This window comes from Limibacter armeniacum (assembly GCF_036880985.1).
Lineage (GTDB): Bacteria > Bacteroidota > Bacteroidia > Cytophagales > Flammeovirgaceae > Limibacter > Limibacter armeniacum.
In genome coordinates, this window is the sequence record NZ_JBAJNO010000009.1 from 3,314,561 (window position 1) to 3,332,528 (window position 17,968).

General features: G+C 40.6%; 11 protein-coding genes. 9 read left to right on the plus strand and 2 right to left on the minus strand.

What is annotated here, in order from left to right; genetic code table 11:
- The first annotated feature begins 106 nt into the window (after nt 1–106).
- From gyrA to V6R21_RS31545, 4 genes are all read left to right on the plus strand, one after another.
- Nucleotides 107–2,650, plus strand: a complete 2,544-nt coding sequence (gene gyrA / locus V6R21_RS31530) for a DNA gyrase subunit A (RefSeq protein ID WP_334247458.1) — start codon at nt 107–109, stop codon at nt 2,648–2,650.
- Nucleotides 2,651–3,045: 395 nt separating this feature from the next.
- Entirely contained in the window at nt 3,046–4,644 is a 1,599-nt protein-coding gene (locus V6R21_RS31535) for a hypothetical protein (protein ID WP_334247459.1), read from the plus strand.
- 216 nt (nt 4,645–4,860) lie between these two features.
- Nucleotides 4,861–5,916: a 23S rRNA (adenine(2503)-C(2))-methyltransferase RlmN gene (gene rlmN, locus V6R21_RS31540; RefSeq protein WP_334247460.1), complete on the plus strand. Its 1,056-nt coding sequence runs from the start codon at nt 4,861–4,863 to the stop codon at nt 5,914–5,916.
- A gap of 236 nt (nt 5,917–6,152) precedes the next feature.
- Complete coding sequence (locus V6R21_RS31545; RefSeq protein WP_334247461.1) at nt 6,153–6,803, plus strand: lipoprotein signal peptidase; 651 nt, start codon at nt 6,153–6,155, stop codon at nt 6,801–6,803.
- A 125-nt stretch (nt 6,804–6,928) separates the two neighbouring features.
- Here V6R21_RS31545 and V6R21_RS31550 read toward each other — a convergent pair whose 3' ends face one another.
- Entirely contained in the window at nt 6,929–9,286 is a 2,358-nt protein-coding gene (locus V6R21_RS31550; protein ID WP_334247462.1) for a ribonucleoside-diphosphate reductase subunit alpha, read from the minus strand.
- A gap of 593 nt (nt 9,287–9,879) precedes the next feature.
- Here V6R21_RS31550 and V6R21_RS31555 point away from each other — a divergent pair.
- The 5 genes from V6R21_RS31555 to V6R21_RS31575 all read left to right on the plus strand — a co-directional run bounded on the left by V6R21_RS31555 (nt 9,880) and on the right by V6R21_RS31575 (nt 16,350).
- A complete protein-coding gene (locus V6R21_RS31555) occupies nt 9,880–11,961 on the plus strand; it encodes a ComEC/Rec2 family competence protein (RefSeq protein ID WP_334247463.1) in 2,082 nt (693 codons plus the stop codon).
- A 76-nt stretch (nt 11,962–12,037) separates the two neighbouring features.
- Nucleotides 12,038–13,423, plus strand: coding sequence for a phosphoglucosamine mutase (gene glmM, locus V6R21_RS31560; protein ID WP_334247464.1), 1,386 nt, complete (start codon nt 12,038–12,040; stop codon nt 13,421–13,423).
- A 239-nt stretch (nt 13,424–13,662) separates the two neighbouring features.
- Nucleotides 13,663–14,793, plus strand: a complete 1,131-nt coding sequence (locus V6R21_RS31565; RefSeq protein WP_334247465.1) for a cysteine desulfurase family protein — start codon at nt 13,663–13,665, stop codon at nt 14,791–14,793.
- A 41-nt stretch (nt 14,794–14,834) separates the two neighbouring features.
- A complete protein-coding gene (locus V6R21_RS31570) occupies nt 14,835–15,353 on the plus strand; it encodes a DUF4199 domain-containing protein (RefSeq protein WP_334247466.1) in 519 nt (172 codons plus the stop codon).
- 34 nt (nt 15,354–15,387) lie between these two features.
- Nucleotides 15,388–16,350 carry a glycosyltransferase family 2 protein gene (locus V6R21_RS31575; protein WP_334247467.1) on the plus strand — a complete coding sequence of 321 codons (963 nt, stop codon included), beginning with the start codon at nt 15,388–15,390 and terminating at the stop codon, nt 16,348–16,350.
- An 85-nt stretch (nt 16,351–16,435) separates the two neighbouring features.
- On the opposite strand, the gene V6R21_RS31580 is transcribed toward V6R21_RS31575, so the two are convergent.
- A complete protein-coding gene (locus V6R21_RS31580; RefSeq protein WP_334247468.1) occupies nt 16,436–17,908 on the minus strand; it encodes a TrkH family potassium uptake protein in 1,473 nt (490 codons plus the stop codon).
- Between the last annotated feature and the right edge of the window lie 60 nt (nt 17,909–17,968).

The window sequence follows — 17,968 nt, forward strand, 5'->3', positions numbered from 1 at the left end:
ATTTCAAGAACACCTGCCATATTGAATGCAGTCTGAAATGCGAAATCGGTACAAGCAGGCAAATAGAAGTCGCTTGAAATGAATCCGGAACTAATTATATAATAGAATGGCAGAAGGAGAAAATATTATCCCGATCAATATCGAGGACGAGATGAGAGGTGCCTACATTGACTATTCAATGTCGGTAATCATCTCAAGAGCCCTTCCTGATGTAAGGGATGGGCTTAAGCCAGTTCACCGCCGTGTGTTATACGGTATGTCTGAACTGGGACTAAGCTACAACAGACCATATAAGAAATCAGCAAGGATTGTAGGTGAGGTACTTGGTAAGTATCACCCTCATGGTGACTCGTCAGTATATGATACCATGGTACGTATGGCACAAGAGTGGTCACTGCGTTACCCATTGGTAGACGGTCAAGGTAACTTTGGCTCGGTTGACGGTGATTCTGCCGCTGCGATGCGTTATACGGAGGCTCGTATGAAAGAAATCTCCAGTGAAATGCTGGCAGATTTGAAGAAAAATACGGTTGACTTCGTACCAAACTTTGACGACTCCCTGAAGGAGCCTTCGGTATTGCCAGGTAAGATTCCTAACCTGTTGGTAAATGGATCTGCCGGTATTGCGGTAGGTATGGCCACTAATATGGCTCCACACAACCTGACAGAGGTAATCAATGGCGTGGTTGCTTATATCGAGAACCCTGAAATTACGGTGGCAGAACTGATGGAGCACATCTCGGCTCCTGACTTCCCGACAGGAGGTATCATTTACGGATATGATGGCGTAAAGAAAGCCTATGAGACGGGACGTGGCAGGGTTGTGATGCGTGCGAAGTCACACTTTGAAGAGAACAAGTCAGGCAGAGAAATGATCGTGGTAACGGAGATCCCTTATCAGGTGAACAAAGCTTCCATGATTGAGAAGACTGCTGAGTTGGTCAATGATAAGAAAATTGAAGGCATCAGCACGATTCGTGATGAGTCGGACCGTAGAGGTATCCGTATCGTTTACGAACTGAAGAAAGATGCAATGCCTGATGTGGTGCTGAATACCCTGTTCAAGCATACACAACTTCAAACTTCTTTCAGTATCAATAACGTAGCGCTTGTTAAAGGAAAGCCAAGAACGCTGAACCTTTATGAGCTGATCAAATACTATGTAAGACACCGTCACGAAGTGGTGGTTCGTCGTACAGAGTTTGAACTGGAAGAAGCAGAAAAGCGTCTGCACATTCTGGAAGGCTACCTGAAAGCACTTGACAACCTTGATGAGGTGATTGCGCTGATCAGAAGCTCAAAGGATGGAGACATAGCAAGATTGGGCTTGATGGAGCAGTTTGACTTCTCAGAAGTACAGGCTAAAGCGATTCTGGATATGCGTCTGCAACGTCTGACAGGTCTGGAAAGAGAGAAACTTCAGCTTGAGTACGATGAAGTAACCAAGCAAGTAACTTACTTGAAAGAAGTGTTGGCAAGTGAGGAGATGCGTATGGGTATCATCAAGGACGAACTGGTAGAGCTGAGAGATAAATACGGTGATGAAAGACGTTCTGAGATTGAGATGAATGCAGATGATCTGGAAATCGAGGATTTGATTCCTGATGAAGAAATGATCATTACCATCTCTAAAGAAGGTTATATCAAGCGTACAGCACTAAGAGAATATAGACAGCAAGGACGTGGTGGTGTAGGTTCACGTGGTGCAGCATCCAAAAGTGATGACTACACAGAACACCTATTCTTGGCTACAAACCACAACTACCTGTTGTTCTTTACCAATGCAGGTAAAGTATACTGGCTGAAAGTATTCCGCTTGCCAGAAGGTAGCAAGACTTCCAAAGGACGTCCACTTCAGAACATGATCGAAATCTCTCCTGAAGAGAATGTACAGGCGGTCATCAGTGTGAAAACGCTTACTGATCCTGACTACGTAAATAACCATTACCTAGTAATGTGTACGGAGAAGGGTATCATCAAGAAGACTACGCTGGAAGCTTATTCACGTCCAAGAACAAGTGGTATTGCAGCGATCAATATCAATGAAGGAGACAAGCTACTGAATGTAAGCATGACTAATGGCAGCAGCGATATTGTTGTGGCAGCTAAGTCTGGTCTTGCTATCAGGTTCCCTGAAGAGAAAGTTCGTGCAATGGGACGTACTGCTACAGGTGTAAAGGCGATTACTTTGCAAGGCGATCAGGATAAGGTAGTTGGTATGGAATGTATCAGTGATCCTGAAACAACGTTGCTTGTGGTATCTGAAAAAGGTTACGGAAAGCGTACTGCAATTGAGGATTACCGTATCACAAACCGTGGTGGTAAAGGTGTCAAGACGATGCAGGTAACAGAAAAAACAGGTAGCCTGATGGCAATCGAAACGGTTACTGATGCAGAGGACTTGATGATTATTACCAAGTCTGGTATCACGATCCGTATGGCTGTTGAAGGCTTGCGTGTCATGGGTAGAGCGACACAAGGAGTTAAACTGATCCGTCTGAATGATGGAGATGAGATTTCTTCAGTAGAAAAAGTAAATGCTCTTGAAAAAGAAGAGGAGATCCTTGAAGAAGGTGAAGTGTTGGAAACTCCTTCAACAGAAACGGAGAATCCTTCAGCAGAAAATACTGCCTCTGAAGAAGAAGAGTAAGCGAATATTTTTGAGAGACAATAAAGTGTCTCAAAGCCCAAAAGGACTGCTAGGTATTCTAGTAGTCCTTTTTTTGTTGGAGAAAACTTAATTCCCAGAAATTAAACTGTTCTATTGGTGTGTTATAACAGTGTCTATAAGATGTGTGATATATTCAATATTAGGAAGGTATTGAAACCCTTTAACTTAAAGATCGGGTTTTAATGATAGTCACGATTAATGACAGAACACTTTAAATGGATAAAAGGGGTTTACAAAGCTTTAAAACGTGTTAAAAGAACAACTTGGAGGGTTAAAATAATGTTATTTGTCATCAATAGTTATGTATTTTTCTGCTAGTTTTGCGAACACCTTTTAAAAAAGTGCAATATAATTTAAGAAAAGTATAATTTTCTATGAAACTCCTAAGAATCACTTTTTTACTGTTGCTTTCTGTAACAGTATTATCAACATCATTTGCGCAGAACGGTACTCCTGCTGCACCACAAAAATCTGTTGAGGAACTTAAAGCTGACCTGCAGGCAGTGCAGGAAAAAGCTGATCAAGAAGTTGCAAAAGTTGCAGCTAAAAACGAAAAGTACAAAGCAAAAGGTAAAACTGATAAAGTACAACCTGAAGTTGCGAGTGCTAAAACATTGAAAGAGCTAGGCGATGCATACACTGCATTGGCTACTTCAGAAGAAACTCCTGAAGAGCAAGTAGATGAGTATATCGAGCAAGCAAAAGCTTCTTACCTTAAAATCAAAGAGGTAGAAGAGGAGAAAGGCTCTGTATACCAAGAAGTGTTCAACCCTGAGGCGCCAGCAAACGTGCTGAAAGGTGGACAGTCAAGCTACGATGTTCTTTACAACCACTTCTTCCAAGCAGGTGCTAACGCATTCAACGAAAATGATTACCAAGCTGCATTGGAAAACTTGGAAAGAGCATTTAATGTAAAGCCAGAAGATACAACTGCTGGTAAATACGCTTTCTATGCTGCTGCTACTGTAGCAGGTGAGGCTTCAGACGAAGAGGCTATTGCTGCACAAGAAAAAACAGTGGAGTTGATCAACAAGCTGAAAGCTTTGGACTTTGTTGATCCTAACATGTATTACCAAGAGCTTACTTTTGTTTCTAAGAAAGCAGCTCCTTACGAAGAAGAAATCTCTTCTAAGCAGTATGACATCAAAGAAGCAAAAGGTAACATCGAGAAGCTGAATAAAGAGCTTGAGCAAGCTACTGAAAGAGCTGATTACTACGGTAAAGGCGCTGGTAAGCGTTACAGAGGTTCTGCTCAAAAAGCAGCTGAAAACAAGAAAGCTGCTGCTGATGCAAAAGCGCAATTGGAAGAGGAAAAAGCAAAATTGGCTAAGCTTGAGTCAGATGTAAAAGCTGCTCAAGAAAAAGCAAATGAGGTTTACGCTCAAGCTTTGGAAGTTGCTAAACAAGGTCTGGAAGTAATGCCAGAAGACGAAACACTGAATGCTCAAGTTGTTTCTTACTATGCAAGACTGGACAGACTTGACGATGCAATTGGATCTATCGAGTCACAATTGGCTGCTAAGCCTAAGGATGAAATGCTGAACTTCAACTTGGCTGTTCTTTATGACCAGTCTGCTGAGAAAGCTAGAGAAGATGGCGATATGGCAAAAAGCCAAGAGTACTTTGACAAAGCTGCTGCTCAGTACGACAACCTGTTGTCTATCAACCCTGAGAACACTGATGGTCTGTACAATGCAAGTGCACTGTACTACAACAGAGCAACAGTTTACAACAGAGAGCTGAACGACCTGCCAAGAAGTGCAAGCGGCTCTTTCAAAGACAAAGCAAAAGCGACTGAGCTGGAAGGTAAGATTGCTGAAATGACTGCAAAAGCAGAGCCTTTGGCAACTAAAGCGAAAGACGTGAAGCCAGACGAAGCAAAGTACTGGGAGCTGTTGGCTAGAATCTACACGCTGACTAAGAAATATGACGAGGCTGAAGCTGCTCTGAAAAAAGCAGATGAGCTGAGATAATTATACATTTCATTAAACTGGTTATAATCACCTGTTTAGGGTTTTTAGGCTGGTTTAGTATAATTCACAAAAAAACCTGAACTTATTTACTAGGTTCAGGTTTTTTTTGATTGAATAGTTTTAGAGATCAACAATGGTGAAATAGCTGAATGGTTGTCAGGTTGTAACCTTTTATGTGTAGCTTTGCACCATTCAATTAAATCATCGAATCACACAGTGGAAGTAATCAAGAAGAAAGATATTAGGAAAGTGTCTCCGGAGGATATTAAACAGTTTCTGGAGGAAAACGGGGAGAAAGGGTTTAGAGCCAAGCAGGTTCAGGATTGGATCTGGAAGAAATCAGCACGCTCTTTTGAAGAGATGACAAACCTCTCAAAAAAGACAAGAGAGATGTTGGAAGAGCATTTCTTTTTTGCACCTATCTCTGTAGCTGACATGCAGCACAGTAACGATGGTACATTTAAGTCAGCCTTTAAGTTGCATGATGAACATTTGGTAGAAGGTGTACTGATTCCGACTGACACCCGTATGACTGCCTGTATCTCTTCTCAAGTAGGGTGCTCATTGACCTGTAAGTTCTGTGCGACAGGGTATATGGACCGTAAGCGAAACCTTGATGCTGCCGAAATCTATGACCAAGTGGTTGAGATCAATAAGCAAGCACAAGATAACTACGGGATGAACCTTTCCAATATCGTGTATATGGGTATGGGAGAGCCATTGCTGAATTATGCTAACGTATTGAAGTCGGTTGAGTATATCACCTCAGACCTTGGATTGGGAATGTCAGCCAAGCGTATCACGGTATCAACGGCTGGTATTGCCAAGATGATCCGTAAGTTAGCAGACGAGGATGTGAAGTTTAACCTTGCACTTTCGTTGCATGCTGCCAATGATGAGAAGCGTAACCAGATTATGCCAATCAATGAGCAGAACAGCTTGCCAGCCTTGAGAGATGCACTGAAGTACTTCTTTGCCAAGACAAAAAGCCCAGTTACTTACGAATATATCGTATTCAATAATTTTAATGATTCACTTAAAGATGCGGATGAACTTTACAGATTCTGTAAGCATTTGCCTTGTAAAGTGAATATCATTGAATACAATCCAATTGACAAAGCAGATTTCCTGAATGCTGAAAAGGACAAGATTGATCAGTTTGCCGAATACTTGCGCAAGAAAGGAGTAAATGTTCATGTACGCCGTAGTAGAGGTAAAGACATTGACGCAGCATGTGGTCAGCTGGCTAACAAAAATAAAGCTAAGGCCTAGTGAAATCTGAATTTAGGAGTTTCAGCAAAAAAACATTTCTATCCTAAGAGGATGTTGGTTAAATTAGGCGCCTGTTAATACTTTTTTGGAACCCTTACATACAAACAGGGAACGCTTTAACTGTTTTTATTGTCTCTGATAAGGGAATCGTAAACAACAGGCACTTTAACTTTTGTAACATCAAGGGTTGATAGAGCGTGCTTTAAACCTGATTGAAAAGAACAACTACTTTTTAGATGAAGAAATATAAAAAATATTATTTGGTGGCATTGCTGGTGATCCTGATCGACCAAGCTTCAAAAATGTTGGTGCATTTCAATATGGAAATGGGACCACTTGGAGAAGTAAACGTATTGGGAGACTGGTTTCGCCTTCATTACCTATTGAACCCAGGAATGGCATTCGGAATGCAGTTTGACATGGAGTTTGGCAAACTGATCCTTACCTTGTTCCGCATAGTAGCATCAGGTGGTATCGCTTATGCAATTGCCTACTTAGCAAGACGAAAGGCTCATTGGGGTTTTTTGGTTTGTTTGGCAATGATTCTAGGTGGAGCACTTGGTAATGTGATAGACAGTGTGTTTTATGGAGTATTGATTGATGGAAATGTGATTCCTAATTCTCCAACTCCTTGGTTCCATGGTAGAGTGATTGATATGCTTTATTTCCCAATGGTGTCAAGCACTTATCCATCTTGGGTACCTGTAGTGGGAGGAAATCACTTTATATTCTTTAGCCCTGTATTCAATATAGCTGATTCGGCAATTTTCTTGGGAGTGTTGTTTATTCTGGTTTTCCAGAAAAAATTCTCAGCACATGAAGAGGAGCAAAAAGCAGCTACTGAGTCATTGGAAATGAACAGAGAAATAGCAGGAAAGAGTGAGTAATTTACTTCCTGTTAGATAAAGAAATAAGAAAAGCCGTCTGTCAAAATACTGATAGACGGCTTTTCTATATCTATAATTCCCTAATAAATCACAGTTGTATAGAGAATCAGTTTATCCTGTAGCTATTAACCAGAGCAAGACATACAATCTGGATCATCCAAAGAACAGGATTGACCTGATACAGGAGCTTCTTCTGCTTGTGACTGTGATAGCTTCTGTGTGTCTACGGTAAATTTGATAGCATCGGTCGCAGCCTTGGTTCTTAGGTAGTACATACCTGTTTTAAGACCTTTTTTCCAAGCATAGAAATGCATGGAAGTCAGTTTGCCGAAGTTAGGGTTCTCAATGAAAACGTTCAAGCTCTGACTCTGACAGATATATGCCCCACGGTCAGCCGACATATCAATGATATGTTTTTGACTGATTTCCCAAGCTGTTTTATAAAGGTCCTTGAGGTGTTGAGGAATGCGTCTGATATTTTGAACGGAGCCATTATTGGCAATCAGTTCATTTTTTAGGTCATCATTCCAAATTCCCATTTCAACCAAATCTTTGAGCAGGTGCTTGTTTACAATGGTGAACTCACCAGAAAGTACCCTTCTGCTGTAGATATTGGAAGTGTATGGTTCAAAACATTCATTATTGCCCAAAATTTGAGAAGTAGATGCTGTTGGCATCGGAGCTAATAACAGGGAGTTTCGGATACCATGTTGCTTCACTTGTGCTTTGAGAGCATCCCAATTCCACCTGCCTGACTTCGGTTTTACTCCCCACATATCAAACTGGAAGGTGCCTTTAGAAGCAGGAGAGCCTTCATATGACTCATAAGGTCCTTGCACTTGAGCCAGCTCCATAGACGCTTCCATAGCAGCAAAATAAATGGTCTCGAAAATATCTTCATTTAATCCTTTAGCCTCTTCAGAATCAAATGGCATACGGAGTTTCAAAAACACATCAGCAAGTCCTTGTACCCCCAAACCAGTTGGCCTGTGACGTAGGTTTGAGTTTCTTGCTTCTGGAACAGGATAGTAATTGGTGTCAATAATTTTATTGAGGTTTCGAGTGACCACTTTTGTTACTTCGTACAAGCGTTTATGGTCAAAATTGCCTTCTTCAGTGACGTATTTAGGTAATGAAAGCGAAGCAAGGTTACATACAGCAACCTCGTCTTTTGATGTATACTCAATGATTTCTGTACACAAGTTACTTGACTTGATAGTACCAAGGTTTTGTTGGTTGGATTTGCCATTGGCTGCATCTTTATACAGCATATATGGTGTGCCAGTCTCCACTTGAGACTCCATTACTTCAAACCAAAGGTCTTGTGCTCTTACGACTTTACGTGCCCTTCCTTCTCTCTCGTATTTTTCGTAAAGTTTCTCAAACTCTTCACCATGGCAGTCTGCCAATCCAGGTGCTTCATTTGGACAGAACAAAGACCACTCTTCATTGTTCTCCACACGTTTCATAAAAAGGTCGGAGACCCACAGTGCGTAGAACAGGTCTCTAGCACGTAATTCTTCCTTACCATGATTTTTCTTCAGGTCAAGGAATTCAAAGATATCAGCATGCCAAGGTTCAATATAAACAGCAAATGCACCTTTGCGCTTACCTCCACCCTGATCTACATAACGTGCTGTATCATTAAATACACGCAGCATAGGAATGATACCATTGGATGTGCCATTGGTACCTTTGATGTAAGAACCAGTGGCTCTCACATTGTGAATATTCAGTCCAATACCGCCTGCCGACTGTGAGATCAAAGCACACTGTTTTAATGTTTCATAAATGCCTGGAATGGAATCTTCCTGCATCGCTACAAGGAAGCAAGAGGACATTTGAGGTTTTGGTGTAGCTGCATTGAAAAGTGTAGGAGTTGCATGAATGAACCACTTTTGGGACATAAGGTTGTATGTCTCAATAGCTGCTTCAACATCATCTAGGTGAATCCCAATGGCAACCCGCATAAAAAGGTGTTGAGGACGTTCAACAATTTTTCCATCAACTTTTAGCAGGTAAGACCTTTCTAAGGTCTTAAAGCCGAAGTAGTCAAAATCATAGTCCCTGTCGTAATGAATTGCTTCATCCAGTCGCTTTGCATTGGCACGTATTACTTCGTAAGCATCTTTTGAGATAAGGGCAGCATTTTCACCTGTTTTTGGGTCTATGTAATTGTACAGGCGTTTGATAGTGCTTGAGAATGACTGACTGGTTGTCTTGTGTAAGTTTGAAATAGAAATCCTGGCAGCCAATTGAGCGAAGTCAGGGTGCTTTGTCGTCATGGAAGCAGCTATCTCTGCGGCAAGACTGTCAAGTTCTGTGGTGGTAACACCATCATAAAGCCCCATGATAACCTTTTTGGCTACCTCAACGGGGTCAACAAACTTGCGGTCAAAGCCATCGCAAAGAGCTTCAATCCTGCGTAGGATTTTGTCGAATTTGACGCTTTCTCGGCGTCCATCTCTTTTTAATACTAACATAAGGGCACGAATGAGAATTTGAGAGATTTTATGATTAACTCGCTGCGGATCCGCAGTGATATGTTTAATGGCCTTTGCTACCTGTGGAGTTTTGGGTTCCGTAGTTGAGTCAGGCCTTTGTATTTGAGTTAAAGAACAATTAATGTGCTACTTTAAGTAACAATCATGATTAATGGTTAAAAATAATATCATTATATCATGAAAACCAAAATATCCTTGAAGGTGTTCAGTTAAGGAATGCTTTTTTTGTTAGCAGTATTATTCTAAGGAGAGATTATCTCATGGTTGCTGTTTATGCTAATTTATGTTGGGATAAAACTAATTAGGAGGTATGGAGAAATCAATATTTTATTTTTGGAAAAAATTTCTTACACGAACTAATTAAAAATTTTAGGATGTAACTTTTTGGGTTTTATGAACAGTTCTTAAACGCAAGATTAAAGAAGCGTTGCTAATCCTAAAATAACTCTCATTCCCTATTTGTGAAATCCATGTATGTTTTCAGGTAAAAAGACATTTTTGTCTTGCTAATCAAACTCCTAACTAGTAGCACTACATACGTTAAAGAGTTTGATAGTCTTACCTTGTCGTAAATGGAAAAATTCTGGTCTTCTCATCCATTTGTTAGAATTGTAATCGCCCAGGTTTTCGGTATTCTATTAGGTTTTCAGTTTGTTGATTTTGCTCCTTACGGACTTTGGTTGACACTTGCAGTTGCGGTCATTTATTTGGTGTTGTTTTATTACCAAAAGAAGGAGAAGTTTCGAAAAGGAAATGCATTTCAAGGTAGTGTTACAATGCTTTTAGTTGTATTGCTCTTTGCTACTTTTATTGCTTATCAACAACCTAGTTGGTTATCAGGGCATTTCTTAAATAAGCATGATATTCAATATTTCTCGGCAGTTATCGAAGATGAGCCTTCTGAAACAGCCAATTCTGTCAAAGCAATTGTGAGTATAAATCAAGTCAAAACAGAGAGCAATCATGATTGGGCAATAGCGACAGGCAGTATTCAGGTATATTTTGAGAAAGATACCAATAGCCTTGTCTTAAAGTATGGAGATGAAGTGTTCATAAAAGGTAGGCCAAAGGCATTTGAAAAACCTGTCTACAAAGGAAGTTTTGATTGGGGAGAATACATGGCTACAAAGCAGGTTTATAGTCAGCTGTATGTACCTACAGAGAATTGGGGACTTACAGGAAACGGTAAAGGTGTTTGGTGGTTAGCCGTAGCTTACAAAGTAAGAAGTTGGACAATTTCCATATTACAAAGTGCGATCAGTCAGGAGCGTGAGTTAGGTACTGCACAGGCTCTATTGATAGGAGAGAGAAGTAATTTGGATCCTGAATTAAGACAATCTTATGCGGATACCGGAGCTATGCATGTATTGGCTGTTTCAGGTTTGCATGTGGGCATTTTGATTGGAGGTGTACTATTGCTTTTCAGGAGAAGAAGGTGGGCTTGGCAATACAGACTGATACTATTTTGTTTTGGATGTTGCTTGCTTTGGGGTTATGCTCTTATCACAGGATTGTCAGCATCAGTGGTTCGGGCAGCGACGATGTACACAGTATTGTTATTGTCAGAAATGCTACAGAAGAAAGGCAAGACACTGAATACAATTGCTTTTTCGGCCTTTTTACTTTTAATGATAAACCCATACTACCTTTTGCAGGTAGGCTTTCAGTTATCTTATTTGGCTGTCATTGGTATTGTAGTTTTACAGCCTAGGTTAGTACGTTTTTGGGTGCCAAAAGCAACGTGGATGGAGTGGACTTGGCAATTAACTTGTGTGTCATTGGCCGCTCAAATAGCAACTTTTCCTATTAGTGTCTATTACTTCCACCAGTTTCCAGTCTATTTTTGGTTAAGTAATCTTTTTGTGATCAATCTGGCTTTCTTAATCGTTTGGGAGGGTGTATTGATATTTGTATTAGCCATATTTTCAAACTCTTTGGCGATTTTTGCAGGAAGCATTTTAGAGGGGACAGTATGGTTAATGAATGAAGCGGTCCAATTTGTAAAGCTTTTGCCAGGCGCTGTTATTTGGCCTATTTCTGTATCAGGAGTAGAGGTACTCTTGTTATATATGGTCTTGCTCTACACCTTTTTGCTTTTTGTACTGAAGTCCAAGAGATGGCTTTGGTATGGTTGTGTTGTTGCGATGATTTTTTGCTGTAGCAAATCTTTCGATATATGGACACATCAACGAAAATCGCAATTTATGGTGGGCGTTTCTCAGAAAGGAGCCATGTATGCTGCTGTGGTTCAAAAAGGAGGGCAAGCTTCATTTGTTTTAGACGCTACTGAAAAACATTATAAAAGAGAGATAAAGTCTATTGTGGAATATGAGCAGGTAAATGATGCGAAGACAGTAACGCAAACTCCAAATATAAAACGACTTGACAGTGGTGTTTTAATGACAGACGAAGGGGCTAAGTTACTTTGGTGGAAGTCCAAAAATAACTTACCTCCAATTATAAACTTGAATGTACTGTGTCTCTCGGGTGAGGCAATTCCTGATTGGGATTCTATTAAGACATTGGCGCCACAACAAGTTTGGTTATTGGGTTATAATAGAAGAAAATCAAGGAATTATGTTGAGAAAGCTCGACAGTTTGGACTAAATTGCAGAGTACTCTTTAAAAATGAAATAATCACTTTTGAGTACTAGAAAGTCGGATATTTTGAAAGTTCAGCCTTTCTGAATAAAAATTATAAATTTGTGACCAAATCAAACAAGATAGACATTGACACTTATAAAATCTATTTCGGGAATCAGAGGAACAATCGGAGGTAAGCCAGACGAATCGCTGACTCCTTTTGATGTTGTGAAGTTTGCTGCTGCTTTCGGTGAGTGGGTAAAAGGCAATTCAGATAAAAGAAAAGTAGTGATCGGGCGTGATGCCAGAATCTCTGGTGAAATCATCTCAAATATTGTTGTCAGCACTTTGCAGGCACAAGGAATTGATGTGGTTGACCTTGGGTTATCAACGACGCCTACTGTAGAATTGGCTGTAGTAGAGGAGCAAGCTGGTGGAGGTATTATCCTGACAGCTAGCCACAACCCTGGTAACTGGAATGCTTTGAAACTGTTAGGCCCTGCTGGTGAGTTTATTTCGGCAGAGGCAGGTCAACAGATCGTGGAGATGGCTGATAAGGCTGATATTGAATTTGAAACCAATCAGCATTTAGGTTCTTACACCAAGGATGACTCTTATATTGATAAGCATATTCAGATGATTCTGGATTTGCCTGATGTTGACGTAGAGGCAATTAAAGCAAAAGGCTTCCGTGTAATTGTGGATGCTGTTAATTCGACAGGTGGTATTTCAGTTCCAAAGCTATTGAATGCGCTTGGTGTTGCACAAGTAGAGTGTTTGTATGCTGAACCAACAGGGCATTTCCCTCATAACCCTGAGCCACTTCCTGAAAACATTACTGAAATCTGTAGCAAGCTGGAGGCAGGAAACTACCATGTAGGTATCGTAGTAGACCCTGATGTAGACAGACTGGCTTTGATTTGTGAAGACGGAACACCGTTCGGTGAAGAGTATACTTTGGTTTCAGTTGCTGATTATGTACTGAAAAAGCGTTCAGGAAATACAGTTTCCAATATGTCTTCAACAAGAGCGCTTCGTGACGTAACTGAAGCTGCAGGCGGTGAGCATTTTGCTTCGGCAGTAGGAGAAGTGAATGTTGTGAAGATGATGAAAGAGAAGAATGCCGTGATCGGTGGAGAAGGTAACGGAGGTGTGATATATCCTGATCTTCACTATGGTCGTGATGCATTAGTAGGGATTGCCTTATTCCTTTCTAATTTGGCAAACTTTGAAGGAAGTGCGAAAATGTTGAGAAAGAAATATCCAGAGTACCATATTTCTAAAAACAAAATTGAGCTGACTGCTAGTATTGATGTAGATGGTATTTTGAAAAGCATTGAGGAGAAATACAGCAATAAGCCAATCAATACGCTTGATGGTGTGAAGATTGAGTTTGATAAAGAATGGGTACACTTACGCCGCTCGAATACCGAACCAATTATCAGAATTTATGCAGAGTCAGATACATTGGCTACAGCAGATCATTTAGCGAATAAGATCATTTCAGATATCAAGGAGATTATCAATGGATAATTCCAACTAGGTATCGCGAGTTAAAAGGGTTGGTATGAAAATGCCAGCCCTTTTTTATTGGAAAAAAATAGGTCTCACAACAGATTAAAGAATTACCATGTTTTGAAGCATGAAACAGCTACTTAATATGTTTTTCTGCTTAATATCATATTTTTGTGAAACCATATTAAAAATGGAGTGTATTAGACTGAAATTTGATACACAGAACAATCATCTGACAAACGGACTGCACAAGTGCTATGAAAGTATATTTTGATAATGCGGCAACAACAGCCATCGATCAGGAAGTTTTGGACACAATGCTTCCCCATATGCAAAATACCTTTGGTAATCCTTCTTCTACGCATTCATTTGGAAGGGAAGCGAAAGCTACTTTAGAAATGGCTCGCAAGCAAGTGGCGAAGGCTATCAATGCACTTCCAGGAGAGGTTTACTTTACTTCAGGGGGGACTGAATCTGACAATACAGCAATCCGAGGCTTGATCAAAGCTTACGGTATCAACCATATTATTACAACCCTTATAGAGCACCATGCAGTGAGTCATACTGTTGAAGAGCTGGAAAAAACGGGACAGGTAAGTGTGACTTATCTTAAGGTGAATGAACAGGGTGAGATTGACTTCAATGAACTGGAAGAAAAATTAAAGGAGTATCCTAACTCATTGGTAACATTGATGCATGCCAACAATGAAATTGGAAACCTGTTGGACTTACCGAAAGTTGGAGCTCTTTGTGAGCAGTATGGTGCAAAATTACACTCCGATACAGTTCAGACCGTTGGTCATTTTATGATTGATGTAAAGGAGCTGAAAGTAGATACTTTAGCGGGTTCTGCTCACAAGTTTCATGGTCCTAAAGGAGTAGGCTTTTTATATGTACGTAAAGGCAGTAAAATGCAACCTCTGATTACTGGCGGTGGACAGGAACGTGAGATGCGCAGTGGCACTGAGAATTTGGGCAGTATTGTTGGGTTAGGTAAAGCACTGGAGCTGGCTATAGAGCATATGGATCAGCATACAGCCTATATCAAAGAGCTGAAAGAGTATATGAAAGGACAATTGTTGGAAAAAATAGAAGGAGTGACTTTCAATGGCCTTTCAGGAGACTTGGAGAATAGCCTTTATACGGTCCTGAATGTGAGCCTTCCTCCAATTGCCCAAAAGGATATGCTGTTGTTTATGTTGGACCTGAATGGAGTAGCGGTATCAGGCGGAAGTGCTTGTTCAAGTGGCGCACAGCAAGGTTCACATGTGATCGCTGAGCTGGGCGGAGACCCTGAACGAACCAGTATCCGTTTTTCATTTAGCAAGTACAACCGAAAAGAGGAAGTAGACTTTGCTATTGAGCAATTACTGAAAGTCATCAGTTAATAAGTAAAATACCGCTTTCTGGTATTAGGAAAAGAATGATTATGAGCAATTCGATTACAAAAGACTTGGTACTGAAATTTGGCGCCATCTATGGAGTATTTCATTTCCTGTTTACCATATACCTGTATAGGTCAGGAATGGATTTATCTCCTTGGGGAGGGTTGATATATGTGGTAGAGATTGCTGCATTGGTGCTGATGTATAATGAATATAAGGAGCATACAGAAGGTAGCTTGCCTTTTAAAAGAGCAATTCGTATTGGAGGGTTGATGATCGTGGTATCTTATGCCTTGAGTTCGCTGTTTAATTTGGTGTATGTCCTGTTTGATAGCAAGTTTATTGATAGGCAACTTGAGCTTGTAAGAATACAGTTAGAAGCGAACCCAGAGGTAACACCGCAGGAAATAGAAACTGTATTGGAATCTTCCCAATGGGTTTACCAGCTACCTTTGTTTCAATTGGTACAGTTTGTATCATTGACGGCATTGGGATTAATCTTAATGCTGGCAATCGCTACTTTTATGAGAAGTACTTCAAGAAATAGAGGTACAAATCAGTAACCCTATAGAATCATTGCAACACATAAATTTTTTTATGGAACAAATAGATATATCAGTGGTTGTGCCACTACTTAACGAGGAAGAGTCTTTGCCGGAGTTGGCAGCTTGGATTGAGAGAGTCATGCAGCAGCATGGCTTTACTTATGAGGTGGTCATGGTCAATGATGGTAGTACAGATAGCTCTTGGCAAGTAATTAAGGACCTTAACAGGAGTAATCCTTGTATCAAGGGAATTTGTTTCCAAAGAAACTATGGTAAGTCTGCAGCACTGCATTCTGGCTTTAGAATGGTATCAGGAGATGTGGTAATTACAATGGATGCAGACCTACAAGATAGCCCTGATGAAATTCCTGAACTGTATCAGATGATTATGGAGGAGGGGTATGATTTGGTTTCAGGTTGGAAAAAGAAGCGATACGACCCTATTACCAAGACTATTCCCACAAAGATATACAATGCAGCTACAAGGGCGGCATCAGGAATCTATCTCCATGACTTTAACTGTGGCTTGAAAGCTTACCGTAAAGAAGTAGTCAAAAACATTGAGGTGTATGGGGAAATGCACCGTTACATCCCTGTAATCGCCAAATGGGAAGGCTTTACTAAAATAGGGGAGAAGGTAGTTGAGCACAGAGCCCGTAAATATGGAACAACCAAATTTGGTTTGGAACGCTTTGTTAATGGCTTGCTTGACCTGATGTCTATTATGTTTGTCTCCCGCTTTCGTAAAAAGCCAATGCACTTTTTTGGGATGCTGGGAGTACTGTCTTTCCTGTTTGGAGGAGGTGCTGCACTTTGGTTATTGGGAGATAAAGTATACCGATCGGCGATGCATATGGAAATTGGTAGACAAGTGACAGAACAACCACTTTTCTATTTGGGGCTAACACTTATTATTATAGGTGTGCAACTGTTTTTGGCGGGGTTCCTTGCTGAGCTGATTTCATTGAATAATACTAGCCGGAACGAGTATTTGATTCGTGAGAGAGTCGAATAGCTAACTAAATATAGTTCCATAAAAAAGCGCTGTAAGAGTAAAGTATCTTACAGCGCTTTTTTGTGTTTGATATTTAAAATCCTTATTAGATTCTACGCCAGAAGTAAGGCGTGAAAATAATCAGTACGGTAAACAGCTCTAACCTGCCAAGTAGCATCAGTGCAGACAGTACCCATTTTGCGACACCTGGTAAATGTGCAAAATTGTCAACAGGTCCAACCGAGCCAAGACCCGGACCAATATTTCCCAAACATGTGGCAACTGAGCCTAATGCTGTCAGAAAATCCAAACCTATAATAGACATGATAAGCACACCTACTGCATAAATAAAGAAGTAAGTGATGATGAATGCCAGTACGTTATAGGTAATATTGGGAGATACGGCATTGCCATTAAACCTAACCGGAATGATGGCAGAAGGGTGCAGCTGTCTTTTAAGCTCAAGAAAACTGTTTTTTTGCAGGATAATATGGCGAACGATTTTAACACCACCAGCTGTTGACCCAGCCATTGCCCCGACAAACATCAACAGGAATATCCACATAGTAACAAATGGTAACCATGCTGTGTAATCGGCCGAAACGTAACCAGTCGTAGTAATGATGGAAAGTGTTTGGAATAGTACATCCCTGAAAGACTGTTCAACACCTATTTCAGGCAACTGATAGTAAACCACCACGGTAAGAATCATCGTTGAGATTACGACAAGTCCTGCGTAATATTTGAACTCCTCATTTTGGATAATCTCCTTAAATCGCCCTTTAAATGCATAGTAGTTGAGTGTAAAGTTACATCCAGCCATAAACATGAAGACAATCAGTACATATTGAATGTAGGGCGTCATTTCGGCAGCACTGCTATTTTTAGTCGAGAATCCACCGGTAGCCATCGTAGTCAACGCATGATTGAGTGCATCATAGAAGGTCATACCTCCAAACATTAACAGTATCGTTTCGACACAAGTCAGGATAAGGTAAACCCACCATAAACGTTTGGCAGTTTCCTTGATGCGTGGCTGTAATTTGTCGGGAGAGATACCTGGTGCTTCAGCTACAAATAGCTGCATTCCACCGATACCCAGTATTGGTAGGATTGCTACAGTCAATACGATAATCCCCATTCCTCCAATCCACTGTGTCATACTTCGCCAAAGCAAAATACCTTTTCCAACAGCTTCTATATCGGTCAGAATAGAGGCTCCTGTAGTAGAAAAGCCAGAGAGTGTTTCAAAGAATGCATCAGTTAGTGTCGGGATTTCTCCACTGATTAGATATGGAAGGGATCCAAAAAAGGATACCATTAACCATCCGACAGTTACAATCATATAACCATCCTTCTTTTTCAGCTCACGCGTAAGTGCATGTTGTTTGAAATAGAAAAATGCAGAAGCACCTACACCTCCGTTGATTAGGGATGCAAATAATATTGAAAGCCAGTCATGATCACCAAAATAGAATGAAAATGGCAGGCAGAATAGCATAAACACACAGTTGATCATCAGCAGGATGCCGACAATGCTAATGACCAATGGATAATTAAAAAGTGGTTTGTTTCTCATAACAAGAAAACAGACAAGTACCCCTTAGACAAAATACCGGACACCTACAGGCTTTACAGC

Coding starts and splice junctions, on each gene's coding strand:
- gyrA (WP_334247458.1), top strand. CDS start 107: ATGGCAGAAGGAGAAAATATTATCCCGATCAATATCGAGGACGAGATG.
- V6R21_RS31550 (WP_334247462.1), bottom strand. CDS start 9,286: ATGTTAGTATTAAAAAGAGATGGACGCCGAGAAAGCGTCAAATTCGAC.
- V6R21_RS31535 (WP_334247459.1), top strand. CDS start 3,046: ATGAAACTCCTAAGAATCACTTTTTTACTGTTGCTTTCTGTAACAGTA.
- V6R21_RS31565 (WP_334247465.1), top strand. CDS start 13,663: ATGAAAGTATATTTTGATAATGCGGCAACAACAGCCATCGATCAGGAA.
- V6R21_RS31545 (WP_334247461.1), top strand. CDS start 6,153: ATGAAGAAATATAAAAAATATTATTTGGTGGCATTGCTGGTGATCCTG.
- V6R21_RS31570 (WP_334247466.1), top strand. CDS start 14,835: ATGAGCAATTCGATTACAAAAGACTTGGTACTGAAATTTGGCGCCATC.
- V6R21_RS31575 (WP_334247467.1), top strand. CDS start 15,388: ATGGAACAAATAGATATATCAGTGGTTGTGCCACTACTTAACGAGGAA.
- V6R21_RS31580 (WP_334247468.1), bottom strand. CDS start 17,908: ATGAGAAACAAACCACTTTTTAATTATCCATTGGTCATTAGCATTGTC.
- V6R21_RS31555 (WP_334247463.1), top strand. CDS start 9,880: ATGGAAAAATTCTGGTCTTCTCATCCATTTGTTAGAATTGTAATCGCC.